Genomic DNA, 19,408 nt, shown 5'->3' with positions numbered 1-19,408 from the left:
GGGACCGTACTTATCCCTCCAGGTTCCTCGGGTTCATCATCGACTTGAGCTTGCTCATGCCCGCCTTGCCGCCAACCATGCCGCCGGCGGCAACCGGCGCGACCATCGCCACCGTCGCGCCCATGATCGCCTTGGTGCCCACACTCTTCGCGAAGTTCTGGGCGGCGATACCCATGTTCTGGTCGGCGCCGTGCGTGCTGAAGATCCCCGAGATCAGCGTCGCCGACTTACGCATCAGGAACAGCGAGAACAGGCCGGCCATCAGCATGTACCAGTAGGCCGTCGACTCGAACGAGAGGTTAACGATCATCTTCGCGTTCGACAGCGCAACCAGGACCTCGGTGAAGGTCTTGAAGGTGCCGCCGGCCGGGTTCTCGATCATCAGCGGGACGTAGCTCATCATGGTCGCCGTGAGCGCGTAGATCATGGCTGTCACGATGATGGTCACGACGCCGGCGAACAACGCTTTCGCGGCCGCGACCGAGAACTGCTGGCTGGGCTTGAACAGAGCCATTAGGATGAAGATCGGTGCGAAGGCCGCGATGAAGAAGATCCGCACCAGGATATCGATGAAGAAAAACGGGTAGGCGACCAGCGCGATGATGAACACGATCAACAGGATCAACCCGGCCAGGACCGCCGCGATGCTGGAGAAGATTCCCGAAAAATCGAGTGTCACCGCCTTCGCGGCAAAGCTCGCACTGTCGCCACCCATCTCGGCCAGAATGTACGTGCCGGCCAGCCGGCCTACGTTGTTGACGCGCTGCATGTGCGCGATCTGGCAGGTCATCACTTGGATCGTCTCCTGCGGCAGGAAGCTCCGGCCCTCATCACCCCCAAGACCGGCCAGCGAGCCCTTCGAGGCGTCGTTCGCATCGTCCCGGAGCGTGTCGTACTGGCCACAGGTGCTATTCTCCCCCGGATCTGCGAACGACGGGTTGCCCCCACCTCCGTCATAGATCGCCTGATTCGCGCCGAACTTTCCGCTGCCGACGATAATCTCGTTGCTGACGTCCGCCGCGGCGTCGATCAGGGCGTAAGGGCCCCAGTCGAAGAACATCTGGCGCCCCTCGATGATCCCCGATGCCCGACCGCCGTAGGTCTGGGGGCCGGTGAGCAGGAAGGCGACGATCAGAAAGAGCAAGCCACGCGTCACCAGGGTCCGGAGCACGTTCGACGGGCGATCCGTGTGCTCCGGGAAAAACAGTTTGGTGGCCTGCAGCAGCAGCCAGATTGCGAACACGAGACTGACGATCGGCCCCAGCCAGATCGAGATCTGAAGGTAGACCTCCCGGGAGAACGCGTCCGCCATTTCGGCGAAGCGGCCGACGAAGGTGCAGGACCAGCAATCCATATTCAGTTTGGCATTGATCTGGTCAGCGTCCACCTCTTGGGCGCCATAGATCGCCCACCGCCCGGCATTTCCCACACCTGTCACAAGAGCGTCGCCAGCACCGATTACCCCGTCGACAGCCGTCCGCGCGCCCTCAGCGACCCAGGAATTGTCGACGAACGTAATCGCGTCACTTGCAACACCGCTGACGCCATCCCAAACGCGCCCGACCCCGTTCGTCACGGTGCCAGACATGTCGCTGAGGGTGTCCGCGAAGACGTCCTGCGCGCCCCCGGCGAAATCGCCAATGCTGAAGGCGTGCGCTTCACGGGGCCCGGTGGCGATGAATACAAGCGCGAGTGCCAGTACGGCGAGCAGGTGTCGGATCATTTCAGCCTCCCCCGGCGGATCAACCACCACGCGGGAAGTCCGACCACCGCCGCTCCCCACAGACAAACGCTCAGCCATCCGCCGAACACGAAGAGGTCCAGGACGGCGGGAACGAGCGCGAACCCCACCAGCATGGACGGGTTGTTCAGAAGCTGCCTGCGGAGCTGCAGCCAGACGTTCTCGTCCATCACGGCCGCGCCTTCCGGCAGCCGGTGCTCCGCCGGCTGCTCCTCGATAACGACCTCCGACTGCTTCTGCTCGGCCATCACCCTTAACCGTAATTCGCGTGGACGTATCGCCTAAGCGCGCCCTGATCCAAAACGAGCTGTCCGCCGCCGTTGGGCAGCTGGTAGATCATGCACAGGAACGAGTAGATCAGCGGATCGTTGAGTCCCATCTCAAACAGTGCGCGCCGGCACAGCTGGGTCAGCTTCGGGTTCTTGGGCACGTCGCCGATGATCGAGAACACGATGTCGTCGGTATCGTCCCTCTGGCCGACGATCAGGTACTTACCCGGCGGGCAGATACGGGTCTTGCGTGAGAACATCGGTCGTCGTTCCGTGGCAGGGGTGAGAGCGACCGTAAAGCGGCCTCTATTACCGAGATATGGGCGGGATGGCCCCGCGCAATACGGTCGCACCTTCCCGAATCGACCCCGGCCAGCCCAAAAGCGCAGTTTTTCGGGCCTGACGCGCAGACCGACCCCATTTACCTGATTAGGATCGCCGCCCGCGTGCCCGAACATACCGCGAAGGCCTCATGCGTCAGACCGAACTGGAAGTCTCAGCGCCTCAGATCCCCGGGCTCGACCCCAAGTCGAGTGATGCCACGCACGTCGCTGGCGAGATCATGAAGGTGCGCTTCACTGACATCGACACAGGATTTTCGATCCTGCGCGTGCGCCGGGACGGTGGTGACGTCGTCACCGTTCAAGGCCGCGGCGACGCAGTGGTCGTCGGCGGCCGGATCTCCGCCGAAGGCAAATGGGTGGTCGACCCGAAGTGGGGGCGGCAGTTCAAGGCCAAGTTCATCCAGGCCGAGATCCCGGAGACGCCCGACGGGATCGTCCGCTACCTCGCCAACGCCGTGGACGGGATTGGGCGCAAGACCGCCGAGCGGATCGTCGCGAAGTACGGCACGCAGACGGCCCAGGTGCTGGAATCGCCGACCATGATCGCCGCCGCCGACGTGCCGGACCAGAAGGCCAAGGCGATCGCCGACCACTGGAAGCTGCGCACCCGCTACGGGCGCCTGCTCTCCATGCTGTACGCCCACGATATCGGCCCCGGTTTCGCCCGGCGGATCATCGACGTCTACGGCGACGGCACCATGCAGGTGATCCAGACGAACCCGTACAAGCTGATCGAGGACGTCCGGGGCATCGGCTTCAAGACGGCCGACCAGATCGCGCTGTCTCAGAGCATGCCCCGCGAGGCGCCCGAGCGCGCGCGGGCGGGCCTGCTGAGCCAGGTCCAGCAGTACCAGCGCAGCGGTCACTGCGCCACGCCCGCGAACACGCTGATCGCGGAGACCTCCGATCTGCTGATGGTCAAGGAGCGCCTGCTGCGCGCCGAGCTGGACCGGCTGATCCACGAGGGCCGGCTGGTCGAGGACACGATCGCCGGCCAGCCGGTGCTGTTCGACAAGCGGATGCGCGACTGCGAGATCGAGGTCGCCGAGCGCATCGTCACACTCGCCCGCCCCGCCACGCTAGATCCGGGCGCGGACATCGACGGCGCGATCGGCCGAGCCGCCGCGGCCCTGGGCCTTGCGCTGCACGAGGACCAGCACCGCGCGGTCGCGCTGGCCATCCGGAACCAGACCGCCGTGATCACCGGCGGACCCGGCATGGGCAAGACGAGCGTGCTCCGCACCTTCCTGAACGCCCTCGACGAGCTGGCCGGCCAGTCGGTCCCCGCCGCCACGTCCAAGGCGATCGAGAAGGCGCTGGCAGCCCCGACGGGGCGCGCGGCCAAGCGCATGGCTGAGGCGACGGGACTTGGCGCGCGCACCCTGCACCGCCTGCTCGAGTTCTCTAACGCGCCCGGCCATCGCGGTTTCACCCGCAACGCCGACAACCCGCTGCAGGTCGGCTGCGTGGTCATCGACGAGGGGTCCATGATGGACCTCTTCCTGATCCGGGACGTCCTGCGCGCCCTGCCCGAGGGTTGCCGTCTGGTGATCGTCGGCGACGCCGACCAGCTGCCGAGTGTCGGCGCCGGCAACGTGCTCGCCGACCTGATCGCCTCCGGTGTGGTCCCCACCGGGCGCCTCACCAAGACCTTCCGGCAGAAGGAGGGCTCGGCGATCGCCACGGCGGCGCGGATGATCAACCAGGCGACCGTCCCCGAGATGACCGCGCCCAGCCGTTCCTCCGACCTCTGGGGTGTGTTCGAGGAGGATCCGAAGGAGGTCGTGCGCAAGACCGTCAAGCTCGTCACCGAGCTTCTGCCCAAGGTGGGGTGGGAGCCGATGCGCGACGTGCAGGTGCTCACCCCTGGCAACAACAACGACTGCGGCACGCACAATCTCAACCTGCTCCTGCAGCAGGCGCTCAACCCGCGCCGGGACGGCGAACGCTGGATCGAGCACCGGAACCGGGAGTTCCGGGTCCGCGATCGCATCATCCAGATGAGCAACAACTACGACGACGACGTCTTCAACGGCGACCTGGGCGTGATCGTCGACATCGATATGGTCGACGGTCACGAGACGGTCCTGATCGACTTCGACGGCAACCGGGTGACTTACCAGCGCAGCGAACTGGATCAGATCTCGCACGCCTACGCCATGTCGATCCACCGCAGCCAGGGCGGCGAGTACCCGGTCGTGATCGTGGTGATGACCACCCAGCACTACATCATGCTGCGGCGAAACCTGATCTACACGGGTGTCACCCGGGCCCGCAGCCTGTGCTGCATCATCGGACAGGCCCGCGCCGTTCAGATCGCGGTCAAGACCGATGGCAGCAAGCGCCTCACCGGACTCGCCGAGCGGATCGCCGGACTCGGCCTTTCGGCCCCATATCTCCAGTCGGTACCCACAGCCAGCTCCGCCACAGATGACGACGGAGGGCTCCCGACGGAGGTTTTCTGATGACTGCAGCAGGGCGAACCGCGGTCGGCGGGCATCCCGACCGGATCAACGATCTCGAGGCCGCCTTCCGTCGCCTGGTGCAGGTCTACGACAGTGGCCGATGGGTGGCCCAGCACGGCCAGTCCCTCCGGGTTATGTCGGGAGATCGCGCGTCCGGCCAGCTGACCGGCGCCAAGGCCGAGGCGGTCAAGGAACTTCTGGTCGGCTCGCGCAAGGCCTGGGCGAAGGATCAGCTCGAAGCCGTGCTCGCCTTCCGGATCGAGGACCACCAGGCCGCTGAGGTTGCCGTCCTTCATCTCCAGGAGCGCCGCGTGATCGCCCGTGCGGAGAAGATCCGTCTGACCGAAACGGGGGCCTTCGAGCGCCTCCAGGCGCTGCTCGCACCGGCAACCGGCCTCGTCCTACGGAGCCAGAAATTCTACTCGCGCGCCGCCGTCGGCCGGATGCTCGGCGCTGCCCGCGTGACCACCCGGCCACTCGAGGTCACCGAGGTCGATCTCAAGGGACAGACTGACTACAAGGACGTGCTCGCTGGCTCCGCTTGGCTGGACATGAACATCCAGCCGGGGCGCGACGATCTCTTCGCGACAGCCCTCATGACCGCCCTGCAGGTGCGCTCACTCCGGCGCGGATGCCTGGAGACCCACAAGGTGTCCTACTACGCGGTCAGCGCCGTCAAATGGCTCGCCCAGGCCGGCCACAGCGTCGAGCAGATCGCCGAGGAAGCCTCGGTCCCGATCCACCTCGCCGCCCGCTGGTCCGGCTTGAAACCTTCTGAGCCCCAGGCGGCGGCGGACGCACCTGCCGCCGCTGTGCCGGAAGGTTTGCCGGCCACCGAGAGTCAGGTTGCCACCGTTCTCCGGCTATTGGAGGAACTGCCCCCGCTGCATCGGGCACTCCCCAAGGACTGGAAGTCCAACCGAAAGGCGACGTCCGCCTTCATCGCGCGGGCAATCGAGATCCTGGAGGCCGTGCGCGGCCGCCTTCGCGCCGTCCGCTCGGAGCGCGAGGCCCGCCTGATGCTTGGCGCCGGCCGGTCGCTCTCCCAGGCCGCGAATGCGTGCGATCTCGATGTCGACGAGCTCTCCCGCCTGCTCGCCAGCGATTTCACGAGCCGGCTCGACGATCTTGCCGCCGATCTCGGTCGCATGCTGGGGGCGAAGCTGACCTCCGCCGATTTGCTCGAGGCCAGCTGAAAACTGGGGCGACAGCCAGCGATCTCAGCTGTCGACCGTCCAGTCGCTCCCGTTCAACCAGGCCCGCTCCTCGCCACCGAGCTGCTCGCGCATCTCGCGGGCGAGCTTCCCGGCGCGGTCGTTGCGGGTGCGCGCGACCTGATCGATCGCCTCGACGATCCGCCGTGTGGGCTTCAGCCGGCCCAGCTGCTTGAGTGCGTTGCGGACCATCGGGGTGTCGCACGAGACGTCGCAAACGAGGTCCGTCAGGAACGGCTCCCGACGGTTCTCCGGCAGGCACTTCACGGCCCCCCACATGGCCGCCCCACGTGCCCCGGCATCGATCTCCGGGTCGCGGGCGATGCGCGCGACCTGTTCCGCGCGCTCGGGATCGCCCGCGGCCATGTCCGCGGCGGTTTCGGCAAGGCCAGCGCGCATCGAATGGGCCTGGTCCTGCACCGGCTGGCCGAGCAGGGCGAGGCAGACCTCCCAGCTCGGATCGTCGCCGAACTTCCGCAGGACCGGCAGCAGATTCCGCTCAAACGCCGGGTTCGGCCAGGTTTCCGCGATCTCCTTGACCTCCCGCCAAACGGGTTCCTGTGGCGAGCGATCGAAAAAGCCGAGCGCGCGCAGCGCATGCGACATGGCGAGCGCATGCATGTGGCGGGTCTTGAGTGCGGCGAGCCGGCCCTGGAAGGCCCGGGTGCGCTGGTGATCGCTGACCGCCGGTTCGCGGGCCAGGATACGAAGCTCGTAGGGCTCAACGGGCTGGCCAGCAGCCGCGCGATCGGCCAGGATCGCGACATAGCTCTCGACCTCGTCCTGATCGAAGAGATCGCTTGCGGCCAGCCGGATCTCCTCCGCCGGGTCGAAGGCTAGCGGCACCAGTCGCTCCCGGTACTGATCGAGCGTCGAGCTGTTCTTGATCAACTCCAGCGCCCGCGCACGGATGTCGCGATCCGGATCGGTCACGAACGACACCAGTCGGCCGGCAGCGTCCGTTCTGGACACGAAGGGCGCGAACGCCTCGAGAGCGGACAGCCTGATCTCCCGATCCTCGTCGTCCCTGAGGCCGTGAACGGCGTCGGCCACGTCCCGGAACCCGATGAAGCCGCCCGCGACCTTCACGGCCGCCCGGCGGACGCGGGCGTCGGGATCCAGCATCGCGAGACTCAGCACGCGGCGTCCCGGGCGCCCGTCGTAAGTCTGGAGCACGGCAACGAGAGCCTTGGCAAGACGCCCGGACGGGTCGCCGAGCGGCTGATGGCTGAACGCGAGCGGGTGGTGCAGCGCCACCTCCTCGCCGGGCTCGGACATGCGCTCCCAGATCAGGCGGTAGATCACCTGACAGGCGCGGGGGAAGTCGCGCACCTGCCCGTCCGCCGGGAAGAGATCGCGCGGTGCGGCGTCGTGGAAAACCTGGCTGAGCGCGGTATCCAGCCGCTCGATCCCGTTATTACCCTGCGCCAGCAGCTCCAGCGGGGTTTGCCCGTCGACCCGCGGACGTTCGCCCCGGGTGCCCACAAGCGCCTCGTCATCGTACAGCAGATACATCATGTCGAAGATCCGGCGCATCCGCTGCGGCTGAGTGCGCACGGCCGTCTCGACTGTCGCGACGTCTTCGTCGCAAAGACCGAGTGCCAGCGCGAAAGCCTCTGTGAGTTCGCTGCTGTCGAGAAAGCGCATCTTGGGCTCCCGGATGGCCTGTCTATCGGGTCGTGTTCGTGCAGCACATGGCCTGCACTTTTAGCATAGGTCCGCCCGACACGCACGGAACCTGCGATTGTGCCATCCGGCACAGCCTCTACTTCCCACGACTTGGTCCAGCCCTTACCTAAACGACCGTATCCACGACGCCCACTACGGTCCCGCGACTCCATATTCCGGTTGCCCTTTGAAGTCAACCGAAAGAGCCACCTGTGACCACCGTCACGCAGAAGCCCCAACAAACCGTGGTCGTGGGTATCGACGAGGTCGGCCGGGGATGCCTTACGGGTCCGTGTCTCGTGTGCGCGGCGGTGCTGCCCGGGAGCGTCCCGGACGATGTCCGGTCGGCGCTAACGGACTCCAAGAAGCTCTCCCCGAAGCGTCGCGAGGTGCTGTCGGCAGCTCTGCGGGAGCACGCGATCTTCGCATTCGCCGAGGCGAGCGTGGCCGAGATCGAACGCCTCAACATCCGCCGCGCAACCCTAGCCGCGATGAGCGCGGCCGGTGCCGCGATCGTCGAGCGCCTGGGCGCCCTGGACGTTCGGTTCCTCGTCGACGGCCGCGATCTGCCCGAACTGCCCGGCAAGGCTGAGGCAATCATCGGGGGCGACGGCTCGATCCCAGAGATCTCGGCGGCGTCGATCCTCGCCAAGGTCACGCGCGATGCGGCGATGCACGCCGCCGCGCAGAAGTATCCCGGCTACGGCTGGGCGCGCAACGCCGGCTACGGTACGCCCGAGCACGTTGCTGCCATCCGCGCGCTCGGAAAGACTCCGCTGCACCGTCCGTCGTTCCTTCGGCGCCTGCTCGCCGAGTCAAAAAGTCGGTAGCGACGACCGTATTTTCGTAGGCTCTGGATTGCGGGCGACCGTATCCGACTTAAACTTACGGTATAGAGCCCGACGCGTCTCGCCGGACGGTCGCGCGCCGACAGGCAACCACGACGGAACCTAGGCTTGTGCTCATGAACACGATGTCCCGCAAAGGCGCGCTGCTGGCCGGCGTGCTGGCTCTCGCCGTCCCGGCTGCGCAGCCGGCCTCGGCCGGCTTCGAGCGCCTTACCCGCCTCGGCGAGATGGCGCCGATGCACGCCTACGACCCGCAGCCCGTCTACGGCCTGCAGGACGCCATCCAGATGGCGGGCCTGCCCGGCAACGTCCGGTTCGACGAGGACGGCAACCCGATCCTGACCGAGGACGGCTACGTCAAGCCCGAGCCGAAGCCGGTGCATGACGGATCTGACGGTGACGCGGGCGTCGACCCCGTCGGCGAGACGGCCGGCGCTAAGGGTGCGGACGACGCAACGGGACACGCGGCCGGGGGCGGAACCGACCCGATGGCCGATGAGCCGATGGCCGAGCAGACCGTCGACGAGTTGCCGGTCGAGGGTGCGATACCGCCGGAGATCTGGCAGGCGGACGCTGGTCAGACGGTACAGGCGACCCTGGAAACCTGGGCGGGCATGGCCGGCTGGACGGTCGTCTGGAACTCCGAGCACCAGTATGTGCTTCAGGCAGGTGCGACCTTCGAGGGCGGCTTCGAGGACGCGTCGTCGGACCTGATCGCCGCCTTCGCGCGGGCGAACCCGCCGATCGCCGGCAAGCTCTACGGCGGCAACAAGGTGCTCGTCATCCAAACCCCCAGCGCCTACGCGCACCAGTGATCCGGAGTAGCACCATGCGCCGCACGACCCTGCTGTACGCCTGCCTGCTTGGCACCACAATGGTCCTCGCCGGCTGCAAGGCCCACGTCAAGGAAGCCGCCCCGTTCAACGACACCGTCGAGAAGCGGGCGGCGGAAGCGATCGACCAGATGCGCGCCGTCGACATCCGGACCGGTCCGGCGAACGTGCAGCGCAGCGACGACATCTACCTGGGATCGGTGGGCGTGCGCTTGCGCAACGGTCAGCCGTTGCCGACCGCCTTCGAGCGTCAGGACGGGTTCGACTTCTTCTCGCCTCGCGAGATGACCCTGAGCGATGTCGCTCGCGAGATCACGCTGTACACCGGCATCCCGGTCTCCGGCGTAAGCTCTCTCAGCGAGGACCGAGGCGTCCGTCCGAACCGCCCGTTCCACGCCAACTACCGCGGGCCCCTCAGTGGCTTTCTCAACCAGGTCGCAGCGTACTATGACCTCTCCTGGGAGCACCGGGACGGTACGATCCGCTTCTACGGCGTGGAGACCCGTAACTTCACGCTGATGGCTCCGCCAACGTCCATGGAGAGCGAAGCCACTATCCAGACGGCCTCGAGCGCCGGCGGCGGTGCCGGCGCGGATAACGAGGCCAACATCGAGAACACCTTCAAAACCTCGCTTAGCGTATGGGAGCGCGTCGACGAGGCCCTTGATGGGATGATTAGCGACGACAGCGCTAGCTACAGCCTGTCTCCGGAGACCGGTACTATCACGGTTACAGCGCGCGGTCCGGTGCTGAGCCGGGTCGAGGACTACATCCGGCGCGAGAACCAGCAGCTCTCGAAGCAGGTCTCGATCACCGTCCACGTCCTCAAGATCGACGAGACGGATTCTCAGAACAACCAGATCAACATCGACGCACTGCTGGTAAACGCCGGCAACACCCTGACTGGCGCGACGCTCGGCAACATCTTCGGCGGCTTCGCCGGCGCGGCCACCACGGCCGCCGACTTCGCCCAGGGCACTCAGGACGGCCAGCTGCAGCTTGGCACGATCGCCCAGAGCCTGAACGGTGACGGCACGCTCAAGAAGGCCGGCGGTGCGGCGATCGCCGCGGAGTTGGCCCGCGTCGACGAGCGAATCAGCCTGGTCGATAGCGCCAGCGTCGCCACGATGAACAACCACCTGGCTCCGCTGCAGGTCGGCACCCGCCAGAGCTATGTGGCCGAGTCCAAGCTCGAGCCCAACGGCGACGGCCAGTCGACCCTGGAACTCACCCCGGGATCCTTCACCACAGGATTCAGTATGAGCGTTCTGCCGCGCGTTCTGGATGGCGGCCGCATCGCCCTGCAATACGGCATCTCCATGTCCGAGTTGCTGTCGCTCGACACCTTCGGCAACAGCCAGAGTGAGATCCAGCTGCCGCAGATCTCCACCCGCGACTTCATGCAGACGGTGGTCGCCCGCAGCGGCGACACGGTGGTCGTCGGCGCCTTCCGCAAGGAGGGCGCGACCGAAAGCGAGCGCGAGAGCGGCATTCTCAGCTTTGCCAACAAGAGCGACATGACGCGGGAACTGATCGTCGTGCTGATGACCCCGGAGATCCAGGGTCAGCCCGAGGGTCTGAGCCTGGTCCGCCGCTGATCCGCCGATCGTCCGGGAGCACCGTCATGGCGCGCAAGCAGCGCACCCGCACCAAGCAGAAAGCCGAGACCGCATCGCTCGGGAGCCCCCGCGCACTTCGCCTCGGCCGCGCCAAGTTTGCCGTCGGTCTGTTCTGGCAGGTGGCTGCGAGCCACGCGACGATCGCCCGCGAGGCGAAGGAACTCGCCGCCAACCCGAAGGTCCAGGCCGACCTTTTCGTGGCCTGCCGCGCGCCCAGCGCGAGCTTCGCCCTTGCCCGTGAGGATGACGGCACCAAGCCCGGTATGATCGCCGCCGCGGCAGCCCTGATCCCCGCGGTCGACGCGGCGAACTGGCTGCTGGCCGCCGAACTCGGTGGGGGCTACTGGGTCGTCGCGATCCGGGATCGCGCGGTGGTACCGGGTACCGACCTCTACTTCACCGACGCCGAGGCGGCCCAGGCCACCTTTGCCGACCTGCTCGACCAAGGCGGCTGGAACCGGGTGATTGCGCCCGAGGACTGGGCAAGTGACGCTTCCAGCCTGGACGTGGTCGCGGCCCTCAAGTCCGCGAAGGGCCCGAAGCTGGATCGGACCAGCTCCGCCCGCAAGCTGCTGACCTTCGGCCTGGTCGTGGTCGGCGGGGCAGCCTTGATGATGACCGGCATGTGGGCCTGGAACAGCTATCAGCAGGCCCAGCAGCGCGCTGAATACGAGCGCATCATGGAGCAGCGCGCGAAGCTGAAGCGCAAGGAGGTCAGGCCGATCCCGGCCCCGACACCCTGGGTCAAGCAGCCTCACGCCGGCGCCACGATCCGCGCCTGTCTCGATGGCATGCAGGTCCTTCCCGCCGAGGCGCCGGGTTACGCCCTGGTCAGCATCACCTGTGAGGACGGCGAGGTCACCCATCGCTGGCAGCGCACGAACGGAACCGTCAGCTGGTTCCAGCACTGGCTCCAGAGCTACGGCCCCTACACCAGCCGCTTCTCCGTGGACGCCTCCAGTGTGCGTGTCGAGATCGACATCCGCGACCTCGCCCCGCGGGGTAAGCAGAAGCTGGCGGACGCGCAGGCGGTCCGGTTCGAGCTCGCCGACTGGGCGCAGAGCCTCCAGGGCGAGAGCGTCCAGGGCGCCCAGGTCTCGGCCAGCAACGATCTCGACCGTTTCCGTCCGCCGACCGGCGAGGACGCCCCGAAGTACCTGCCCGCGAACTGGGCCTCGATGGACTTCGAGATGGTCGTCGGCACCCCATCGATCTGGGCGAGCGCCCTGCAGTCCATCCCCGGCACGGTAATCGACACCGTCGAGTTCAACGCGGCCGACAGCCAGTTTCTTGTGAATGGAGAGATCTATGTCCGCGATTAAGGTGAAGCTGCTGGCGGCCACCGCCGCACTCGCGCTGCTCCCGGCCTCGGCTTCCGCCGAGGCGACACTGCCGCCCGAGCTTCAACAAATCAGCCAGTCGGAGACCGCCAGCACAAAGGACGCGGCTCAGGCCAAGGCGAAGGCGGAACCCCCTGTCGGCATCGAGATCGATCCGACCTCGGTAAAGCAGCTGCGGGACATGGCCGAGCGCCAGACTCGCATCAAGATGCTCCGGCTCGAGCTTACCGAGAAGGAACTGCAGGCCGAGATCGACGCGCTCGCCGCGGAGAAAGAGGACGCGAACGCCGAGCCGGCCGAACCGCCGGTCCGCGATCCCAGGAACTACCCGCAGTACTGGCAGCAGCAGCCGCAGCAGCCGGGCGCCATGGGTCCAAGGAGCCAGATGCCTCCCGGCTTCAACCCGCGCCCCAGCGACGACCTCTCGAAACTTCCGAACCTCGTCTCGATCGGCGGGGCCGGCGGTGACCTCGTCGCCCGCGCGAACCTGAACGGCGGTCTGGTCCTGCTGCGCGAGGGCGACCGCCTGCCGGGCGGGTTCGTCGTGCATGAGGTCAGCCGCAACGCGGTCACCGTGAAGTCCGACGTCACCGAGGACACCTACCTGCTAACCGCCAACGGGGCCGAGCGCACAGACGGCGCGGATCCGCAGAGCCGCGGCGCGATGTTCCGGCCGATGGGTCAATAAGACCCGGCGCCGATCCCGGACAGCCCTCCCGACAGCTTGGACACCACGATGACCGAAGCGCTGCAGCAGACCGCACCCAATCCGTCCGATGCGCCGATCGATGCCCGACTGCCGATCCTGGACGCGATGACCGGTCAGTCGCACAACATCACCGGCGAGGTCATCACCGCGCCCAACGGATCCTTCGAGCAGAGCCGCCAGCTGCGCGATATGTGCGCGCTGACCAGCGACGGCCAGTTCCTGGTCTCGGTATCCCACGCCCACGATCCGGCCGTGCTCGCACTCGCCGAGCGCGCCCGCCTGCTGGGTCACAAGGTCGATACCCCGTTCATCCGCGTCGAGATGGGCACGCTGCGCGCGCTCTATGAGAGGGCGGACGCGGAGACCGGTCGCTCGACTGACACCAACGAGAGCCAGCGCCGTGTGATCCGGCTAATCACCGAGGCGGTCGAGGCGGGCTCCTCCGACATCCACGTGGTCGCCGAGCCGACCCACGCGCACGTCGAGTTCCGCATCGATGGCCTCAAGCACAAGCACGTCGAGATGCGCCCTGAGGAGGCGATGCAGCTCTGCGGTACGGTTCACGCGATGTCGGACGATTCCGACACCGCCCACACCGAGCTCGAGCGGCAGCAGGCGCGTATCGACTCCACCAAGTACGACCTGCCGCGCACGGTCGGCCAGATCCGCGTCCAGTGGAACCCGCTCGGCTTCGGGGGCCGGTTCATGGTCATGCGGCTCAACGACCGTGACGAGAGCAACGCCAGCACCGACATCTCCGCACTCGGCTACGAGCCGGAGGAGCTCGCCCAACTCAATATGATGCGCGCCCAGCCCTCCGGCCTGTTCGTGATCGCCGGGCCGATGAACAGCGGCAAGAGCCGCACCCTGTCGCGCGTCCTCCGTCACATCATTAAGGAGCGTCGCGGCACTTGGTCGGTCCAAACGGTCGAGGATCCGATCGAGAACATCATTCCTGGCGCGCAGCAGATGCCGGTGGTCGCCTCCAATGATCCCGCGGAGCGCGCCCGCAAGTACTCGGATGCGATCCGCGGCGCCCTGAGGTCCGACTTCAACGCTCTGATGATCGGTGAGATCCGCGATGCCGAGGCGGCCCAGCTCGCAACCGAAGGCGCGATGATCGGGCGTCAGGTCTGGACCAGCTTGCATGCCAACGACGCGATCTCGATCATCTTCCGACTGAAGGACCTGGGCGTCGAGGCCTTCAAGCTCTACGACCCGACCATCCTGCGCGGCCTGATCGCCCAGCGGCTGCTCCCGCGGCTCTGCCCCCACTGCAAGGTTGACGCCGAGGCCTCTGCGCATGATGGCTTCAGCGATCCGACCAAGGTTGCGCGCGCCGCAGCCCTGCTGGCCGACGTCGGCCACAAGGACACGCCGATCTACGGGGCGGGCCCCGGCTGCCAGCATTGCCGCGACACCGGCTACTCCGGCCGCGTCGCCGTCGCCGAGACGGTGCAGCCTGACGACCGGCTGATGGATCTCGTGCGCGAGGACCACAAGTCGGAGGCCCGCCGGCACTGGCTTGAGAACCTCGGCGGCAAGACGATGCTCACCAACGCCGTGCTCAAGTTGACAGAGGGCGTGGTTGGGCCCGAGGAGGTCGAACAGAACGTCGGCGTCCTGCTGGCGGATCCCTCGATGCAGAGCTTCTTCGCGAGGCGCCAGGGTGAGCAAAAATGAGTATCGCAACCCAGGCCGCGAATCTCGGGGTTCCGGTCGAGGAGATCATCGATCTCCTCGCGCGCAAGTCCTGTGACCGGAAGCGGCGGCTGAAGCTCTACCGTCAGCTGCACACCTACCTGATAAACGAGGTGCCGATCCACAAGGCCCTCGACATCCTTCACGACATCGCCTCGGACAACGGTGAGCGCCCCTATACGATCGACGCCTGGATCATCGATGTCTGGCGCGAGGGCTACCAGCGCGCCGCAAGCTTCTCCGACGCGATCCGGGACTGGGCGCCCAGCAGCGAGCACCAGCTGATCATGGCCGGCGAGAAGTCGGGCCAGCTGGAGCAGGCCCTCGCCGACGTCATCAGCCTCGCGGAGACCGCGTCCAAACAGACCGGCGCGGTGATCGGCGGACTGATCTACCCGAGCCTGCTCACCGTGTTCCTGATCGGCATCATGCTGATGTTCAGCTACGAAGTTCTGCCGCAGTGGGCAAAGCTGCTGCCGCCCGAACGCTGGACCGGCACGCCCGCCCTGGTCTGGGACATCTCGGTGTTTGTGCGCAGCTATCTGATCTTCGTGCTGGCCGGCCTTGCCGGCCTGCTGGCGGCGAGCCTTTGGTCCCTGCCGAGGCTGACCGGACCGCTGCGCCAGCGGCTTGAGAAGCTACCGCCCTGGAACCTCTATCGGCGCATGCAAGGCGGCGCATTCCTGCTCTCGATGTCAGCGATGATGCGCGCCGACGTGCACCAGCGCGACGCCCTGCTGCAGCTGCGCGAGACCGCTTCTCCCTACCTCCGCGAGCGCGTCGATGCCGCGCTGCGATGGGTCCTCGAGGGCTACAACATCGGCGATGCCCTCTACCGTAGTGGCTACGAATTCCCCGACCGCCAAATCATCACCGACCTGCGCGGCCTTGCAAAGCTGAAGGGTGTCGAGAGCGCCCTAGAGCGCATCGCCCGGCAGTGGGTCCAGGACGGCGTGGACAAGGTCCGCGCGATCATGGGGCTGGTGAAAGTGGTCATGATCGTCGCCGTGGGCATCACCCTGATCATCTTCTGGACCGGCCTGTACGGCATCTACGAGCAAGGCCTGACACAGATCGGGATGTGACGACCGTTGTTAAGGCGTGAAATACGGTTGTGGGTTGGACCCCCTGCCCTATTTCCATAAGGAACCCAACGCCCCCGGCCCGACGCCGCGCGGCCATCCGATGGAGAGATCGTTGATCAAGACACTGACCCTTACCGAGATGCAGCGGCGTCTGCGCCGTCGTCGCGGCTTCGCCATGACCGAGGTCCTGATGGCCCTGGTCCTGATCCTAGTGGCCGGCCTGCTGGGCTACAACATGTTCGCCACGGGCACCAGCACCAACAAGCTCACCCGTGCCAACACCGAGCTGCAGGCGATCGCCACCAAGGTCTACCAGGGGCACTCGGCCTCCGCCAGCTACACCGACCTGGACACCGAGGGCGCCATCACCGCCGGCTGGATCCCGCCGCAGATGGTGATCAGCGACGCCGAGGCGGTGAACCCCTGGAAGGGCAGCGTCGAGGTCGAAGAAGGCAGCGTCGCGACGCAGTTCGACATAACCTACAGCAACATCCCGCTGGCGTCGTGCGTCGACCTTGTCACCCGCAGCGCCGCGGCGATGTCGAGCTCCCTGGTCGAGATCTCCAGCGGCAGCGACAGCATCTCGTTCGACGATGCCGAGGTGCGTCGCTCGGGCATCTCCCCGTCCGACGCGATCGGCCTGTGCGACCAGAACACCTCGACCGTCGAGGTCACCTGGACCGTGCAGTAAGCGCCATCCCGATCGGGCATGACGTTCACGGGCGAGCCCGGCCGGCGTAACCAGCGCTAGCCGGGCTTGTTCGTTTGGGACCAATGGCACAAGCCAACAGGAAGCCGCATGTACACCTTCGTCTTTCTGGCCCTGGCCGCCCTGATCTTCTCGCTCGGCATGCTCGCCGACGGGCCGGTCAATGACGGCCGAACGATGGCCGACGCCCGCGCCTCCGCGTACGCCCAGTCTCTGTCGCAGTTCCATCAGGCTGCGACGCGCTTCGCCCGTTCGAACGCGGCATCCGTCTCCTTCACACCGGGCAGCACTCTGAGGGCCGACGACACGCTGCCGTCCGGATTTCCGGAGGACGGCCTACTCTCGATCCAGAACTGGGTCTCTCAGCGCGGCCCGGGCGGCGACGTGATCACCTACTGGTCGCCGGCCAGCCCCGGCCACGACCAGGTGATCGCGCGCAGCGTTCTCGAGCACCTGCAGGACCAGGGCTACCGGCGTGCCGCTGGCTTGGTGAGCGCGAGCGGTACACTGGTCATGCCAGGGAGCCGCAAGGACGCGCACGATCTCCCCGTTCCCCTCCCCAAGGGCACGCTGGCGATCGTCTCGGACCTTGGACAGTGAGGTTGCTGACTTGGACCCAACCCTCTGCGCCGATACCTCCAAGATGAACCTTATCGCGAAGTGAGCCGCTTATGACCGCCCAGCCCCGCCGCCTCCGTCGCTCGCTGATCAGCCGTCTGCGCCGCCGGCGCGGCTTTGCAATGCTCGAGGTCACCATGGCGCTGCTGCTGTTCGCGGCCGCGGGCACGGCCGGTGCGTACTGGATCAACGAGCAGCAGCAGACCATGCGCGCGAAGATCGTCGGCGAGCAGCTGGCGACCGCCGGCGAGGCCGCTGAGCGCTACCTGCGGGACAACTGGCTCGACCTGCTGCAGGCCGGCGGCCCGCTCGCGGGATCCGACTTTGCCACCATCGACATGCTCGATCTGATCAACGAGGGCTATCTGCCGGCCGGCTTCGGGACGAACGCCTACAACCAGACCCTGCAGCTCGCGGTCCGCAAGATCCCGTACTGCGAGGACGGCTCGACGCCACCGGCCTGCAGCAGCCCGACCGTGCGCCGCGAACGCGTGGACGGCGTGGTGATCGCCCGCGACGGCCAGGATCCGACGCTCGACCGCAAGGGTGCGGCGATGATCGCGGCCGGCGGCATGGCCGGCCTGGTCGACACGGACGACACTCCGACGATCCTGAGCGGCGCTTTCGGTGGCTGGCAGGCCGACCTGACCGACTACGGCCTGGACGCGGACTCGAACGTGCGTCTTGGTTACGCCCTGTCGGCCGCCGAGGACACGGTGATCGACGACTTCCTGTACCGCGCGGAAGTGCCCGGCCGCCCGGAGGCCAACGAGATGCGCGCGGACATCACCTTCAAGCAGCGCCCCGACGGAACGACCACCGGCCTGGCCTTCGACGACCCGACAGCATCGGACAGCGCGCATTTCCGGGTCACGCGCGACGGCACGGACGACCAGCTGACCTTCGAGAGCGACAGCGGCCAGGGGCGCTTCCTGTTCGACGGCTTCGAAACCGAGGTCGAGATCCGCGGTGACACCCGCCTGGCGGACGGCCCAGGCGACGTCGGCGGCAATCTGGCAGTCGAGGGAGAGACCACGCTGGGCGAGGACGGCGCGGACACCCTGATCGCAAACGCCACCGCCACGTTCACCTCCGACCTCACGGTCGGAGACGACGCGGCGGACCGCCTCAATGTTCAGTCGATCGCCGACTTCGACAACGTCGCGAGCCTCAACGAGGACGTGAACATCGGCACCGATGGCGGCGACCAGTTGACCGTCGAATCGACCAGCACGTTCAACGGCGAAACCACGATCAACAACGCCCTCACGGTCGATGCGGGCCCCTCCGACGTGAGCGTGGATGCCAACCTCATCAGCCTGACTGGTCAGACCCAGATCGACGGCAACACCGACGTCGTGGTCGACTGCGTTAACGAGAACCTCAACGTCGGCCTCGGCCCCAACATCGCCGGCGCGCGCACCGACGCCTGCCTGCGCGTGGGCGGCTCGGCGGATGTCGAGGGCGAAATCTACGGGACCGGCTTCTTCTACGATTCCGACCGCCGACTGAAGTACGATATCGCGGACGTCGAGAACGCTTTGGAGCGCATCGATGCCCTGCGCGCGGTGAGCTACAAGTGGCGTCGCAACGGCAGCCAGGACCTGGGACTGATCGCCCAGGAGGTCCGGGAAGTCTTCCCTGAGCTGGTCGCTGCGGACCAGAACGGCATGCTCTCGGTCAAGTACGGAAACCTGGTAGCCCCGCTGATCGCAGCCGTCCAGCAGCTCAAGCAACAGAACGAGGAGTTGCGGGCGCACGTCGATGCAGCGACACGCCAGCACGCCGCGTTTCCACCGACGCTTCCCGTACAAACCCGCCGATAAGGACGGCTCGTACATCCCGAGCAACCGTATTGACGATCCTGATTCGCTCACGTTCGACATAAAAAGCCGTAAACCGCCTCCTGATATGGTAGAGATTACGGTCTATGACCCCAAATCCATGCGTGCGGGTGCCAGGGCGGCACACGCCCCACGATGATGGGAAACCACATACATGGAGAGTGAAGTGTCAGCCCTCTTCTTCCAAGTGCGCCGCCGTCGCGGCGCGAGTAAGATCGGCTACGCGATCCTTCTGGGCGTCATTTCGCTCGGGACGGTCGGTGCGATCGCCGCCACCGGCGACAGCATCCGCCACCTGTTCAACACAGTGGAGAACCAGGCGGTCGGCCCGGCGGGCGAGGTCGCCGAGAGCGGCAAGGCCCAGGTCCGGATCGCCGGCGCCACGGCCAGTGAGGACGCCG

17 protein-coding genes are annotated in these 19,408 nt (G+C 66.6%); 13 read left to right on the top strand and 4 right to left on the bottom strand.

Going from position 1 to position 19,408, the window contains the following annotated elements; translation table 11 throughout:
- Positions 1-10: 10 nt before the first annotated feature.
- The 3 genes from CKO28_RS02565 to CKO28_RS02555 are packed head-to-tail and all read right to left on the bottom strand — an operon-like array spanning position 11 to position 2,270.
- Complete coding sequence (locus CKO28_RS02565) at positions 11-1,723, bottom strand: TrbL/VirB6 family protein (protein WP_200338969.1); 1,713 nt, start codon at positions 1,721-1,723, stop codon at positions 11-13.
- On the bottom strand, positions 1,720-1,989 hold the full coding sequence (locus CKO28_RS02560; RefSeq protein WP_200338968.1) for a hypothetical protein: 270 nt from the start codon (positions 1,987-1,989) through the stop codon (positions 1,720-1,722). The genes CKO28_RS02565 and CKO28_RS02560 overlap by 4 nt, the downstream gene beginning before the upstream one ends.
- A 5-nt stretch (positions 1,990-1,994) precedes the next feature.
- Positions 1,995-2,270: a hypothetical protein gene (locus CKO28_RS02555; RefSeq protein ID WP_200338967.1), complete on the bottom strand. Its 276-nt coding sequence runs from the start codon at positions 2,268-2,270 to the stop codon at positions 1,995-1,997.
- 212 nt (positions 2,271-2,482) lie between these two features.
- Here CKO28_RS02555 and recD2 point away from each other — a divergent pair, with 212 nt between their 5' ends.
- Positions 2,483-4,819, top strand: a complete 2,337-nt coding sequence (gene recD2 / locus CKO28_RS02550; RefSeq protein ID WP_200338966.1) for an SF1B family DNA helicase RecD2 — start codon at positions 2,483-2,485, stop codon at positions 4,817-4,819.
- Between the two features lie 104 nt (positions 4,820-4,923).
- Positions 4,924-6,015 carry a hypothetical protein gene (locus CKO28_RS02545; RefSeq protein WP_200338965.1) on the top strand — a complete coding sequence of 364 codons (1,092 nt, stop codon included), beginning with the start codon at positions 4,924-4,926 and terminating at the stop codon, positions 6,013-6,015.
- A 24-nt stretch (positions 6,016-6,039) separates the two neighbouring features.
- On the opposite strand, the gene CKO28_RS02540 is transcribed toward CKO28_RS02545, so the two are convergent.
- Entirely contained in the window at positions 6,040-7,680 is a 1,641-nt protein-coding gene (locus CKO28_RS02540; protein WP_200338964.1) for a HEAT repeat domain-containing protein, read from the bottom strand.
- A gap of 233 nt (positions 7,681-7,913) precedes the next feature.
- Between CKO28_RS02540 and rnhB the strand changes: the two genes are divergently transcribed.
- The 11 genes from rnhB to CKO28_RS02485 all read left to right on the top strand — a co-directional run.
- Complete coding sequence (rnhB, locus tag CKO28_RS02535) at positions 7,914-8,531, top strand: ribonuclease HII (protein ID WP_200338963.1); 618 nt, start codon at positions 7,914-7,916, stop codon at positions 8,529-8,531.
- Positions 8,532-8,665: 134 nt separating this feature from the next.
- Positions 8,666-9,364 (top strand): toxin co-regulated pilus biosynthesis Q family protein, encoded by a 699-nt coding sequence (locus CKO28_RS02530; protein ID WP_200338962.1) that lies wholly within the window; start codon positions 8,666-8,668, stop codon positions 9,362-9,364.
- A gap of 14 nt (positions 9,365-9,378) precedes the next feature.
- On the top strand, positions 9,379-10,980 hold the full coding sequence (locus tag CKO28_RS02525; protein ID WP_200338961.1) for a type II secretion system protein GspD: 1,602 nt from the start codon (positions 9,379-9,381) through the stop codon (positions 10,978-10,980).
- Positions 10,981-11,006: 26 nt separating this feature from the next.
- Entirely contained in the window at positions 11,007-12,323 is a 1,317-nt protein-coding gene (pilO2, locus tag CKO28_RS02520) for a type 4b pilus protein PilO2 (protein ID WP_200338960.1), read from the top strand.
- Positions 12,310-13,029, top strand: coding sequence for a type IV pilus biogenesis protein PilP (gene pilP, locus CKO28_RS02515; RefSeq protein WP_200338959.1), 720 nt, complete (start codon positions 12,310-12,312; stop codon positions 13,027-13,029). Before pilO2 ends, pilP begins: the two co-directional genes overlap by 14 nt.
- Positions 13,030-13,077: 48 nt before the next feature.
- A complete protein-coding gene (locus tag CKO28_RS02510; protein ID WP_200338958.1) occupies positions 13,078-14,733 on the top strand; it encodes a GspE/PulE family protein in 1,656 nt (551 codons plus the stop codon).
- Positions 14,730-15,836, top strand: coding sequence for a type II secretion system F family protein (locus tag CKO28_RS02505; protein WP_200338957.1), 1,107 nt, complete (start codon positions 14,730-14,732; stop codon positions 15,834-15,836). The genes CKO28_RS02510 and CKO28_RS02505 overlap by 4 nt, the downstream gene beginning before the upstream one ends.
- A gap of 112 nt (positions 15,837-15,948) precedes the next feature.
- On the top strand, positions 15,949-16,527 hold the full coding sequence (locus tag CKO28_RS02500; protein ID WP_200338956.1) for a type 4 pilus major pilin: 579 nt from the start codon (positions 15,949-15,951) through the stop codon (positions 16,525-16,527).
- A gap of 108 nt (positions 16,528-16,635) precedes the next feature.
- Positions 16,636-17,145, top strand: a complete 510-nt coding sequence (gene pilM, locus CKO28_RS02495) for a type IV pilus biogenesis protein PilM (protein ID WP_200338955.1) — start codon at positions 16,636-16,638, stop codon at positions 17,143-17,145.
- A 71-nt stretch (positions 17,146-17,216) separates the two neighbouring features.
- Complete coding sequence (locus CKO28_RS02490; RefSeq protein ID WP_200338954.1) at positions 17,217-18,989, top strand: tail fiber domain-containing protein; 1,773 nt, start codon at positions 17,217-17,219, stop codon at positions 18,987-18,989.
- A gap of 184 nt (positions 18,990-19,173) precedes the next feature.
- On the top strand, positions 19,174-19,408 hold a 235-nt coding region (locus CKO28_RS02485), incomplete at its 3' end, for a Flp family type IVb pilin (protein ID WP_200338953.1).

The organism is Rhodovibrio sodomensis, assembly GCF_016583645.1.
Classification (GTDB): domain Bacteria; phylum Pseudomonadota; class Alphaproteobacteria; order Kiloniellales; family Rhodovibrionaceae; genus Rhodovibrio; species Rhodovibrio sodomensis.
This window is presented reverse-complemented; position numbering and strand designations above follow the sequence as displayed.

What these genes read in the sequence shown, in the direction of transcription:
- CKO28_RS02565 (WP_200338969.1), bottom strand. Translation starts at nt 1,723, where the DNA reads ATGATCCGACACCTGCTCGCCGTACTGGCACTCGCGCTTGTATTCATC.
- CKO28_RS02560 (WP_200338968.1), bottom strand. Translation starts at nt 1,989, where the DNA reads ATGGCCGAGCAGAAGCAGTCGGAGGTCGTTATCGAGGAGCAGCCGGCG.
- CKO28_RS02555 (WP_200338967.1), bottom strand. Translation starts at nt 2,270, where the DNA reads ATGTTCTCACGCAAGACCCGTATCTGCCCGCCGGGTAAGTACCTGATC.
- recD2 (WP_200338966.1), top strand. Translation starts at nt 2,483, where the DNA reads ATGCGTCAGACCGAACTGGAAGTCTCAGCGCCTCAGATCCCCGGGCTC.
- CKO28_RS02540 (WP_200338964.1), bottom strand. Translation starts at nt 7,680, where the DNA reads ATGCGCTTTCTCGACAGCAGCGAACTCACAGAGGCTTTCGCGCTGGCA.
- CKO28_RS02530 (WP_200338962.1), top strand. Translation starts at nt 8,666, where the DNA reads ATGAACACGATGTCCCGCAAAGGCGCGCTGCTGGCCGGCGTGCTGGCT.
- CKO28_RS02525 (WP_200338961.1), top strand. Translation starts at nt 9,379, where the DNA reads ATGCGCCGCACGACCCTGCTGTACGCCTGCCTGCTTGGCACCACAATG.
- pilO2 (WP_200338960.1), top strand. Translation starts at nt 11,007, where the DNA reads ATGGCGCGCAAGCAGCGCACCCGCACCAAGCAGAAAGCCGAGACCGCA.
- pilP (WP_200338959.1), top strand. Translation starts at nt 12,310, where the DNA reads ATGTCCGCGATTAAGGTGAAGCTGCTGGCGGCCACCGCCGCACTCGCG.
- CKO28_RS02510 (WP_200338958.1), top strand. Translation starts at nt 13,078, where the DNA reads ATGACCGAAGCGCTGCAGCAGACCGCACCCAATCCGTCCGATGCGCCG.
- CKO28_RS02505 (WP_200338957.1), top strand. Translation starts at nt 14,730, where the DNA reads ATGAGTATCGCAACCCAGGCCGCGAATCTCGGGGTTCCGGTCGAGGAG.
- pilM (WP_200338955.1), top strand. Translation starts at nt 16,636, where the DNA reads ATGTACACCTTCGTCTTTCTGGCCCTGGCCGCCCTGATCTTCTCGCTC.
- CKO28_RS02490 (WP_200338954.1), top strand. Translation starts at nt 17,217, where the DNA reads ATGACCGCCCAGCCCCGCCGCCTCCGTCGCTCGCTGATCAGCCGTCTG.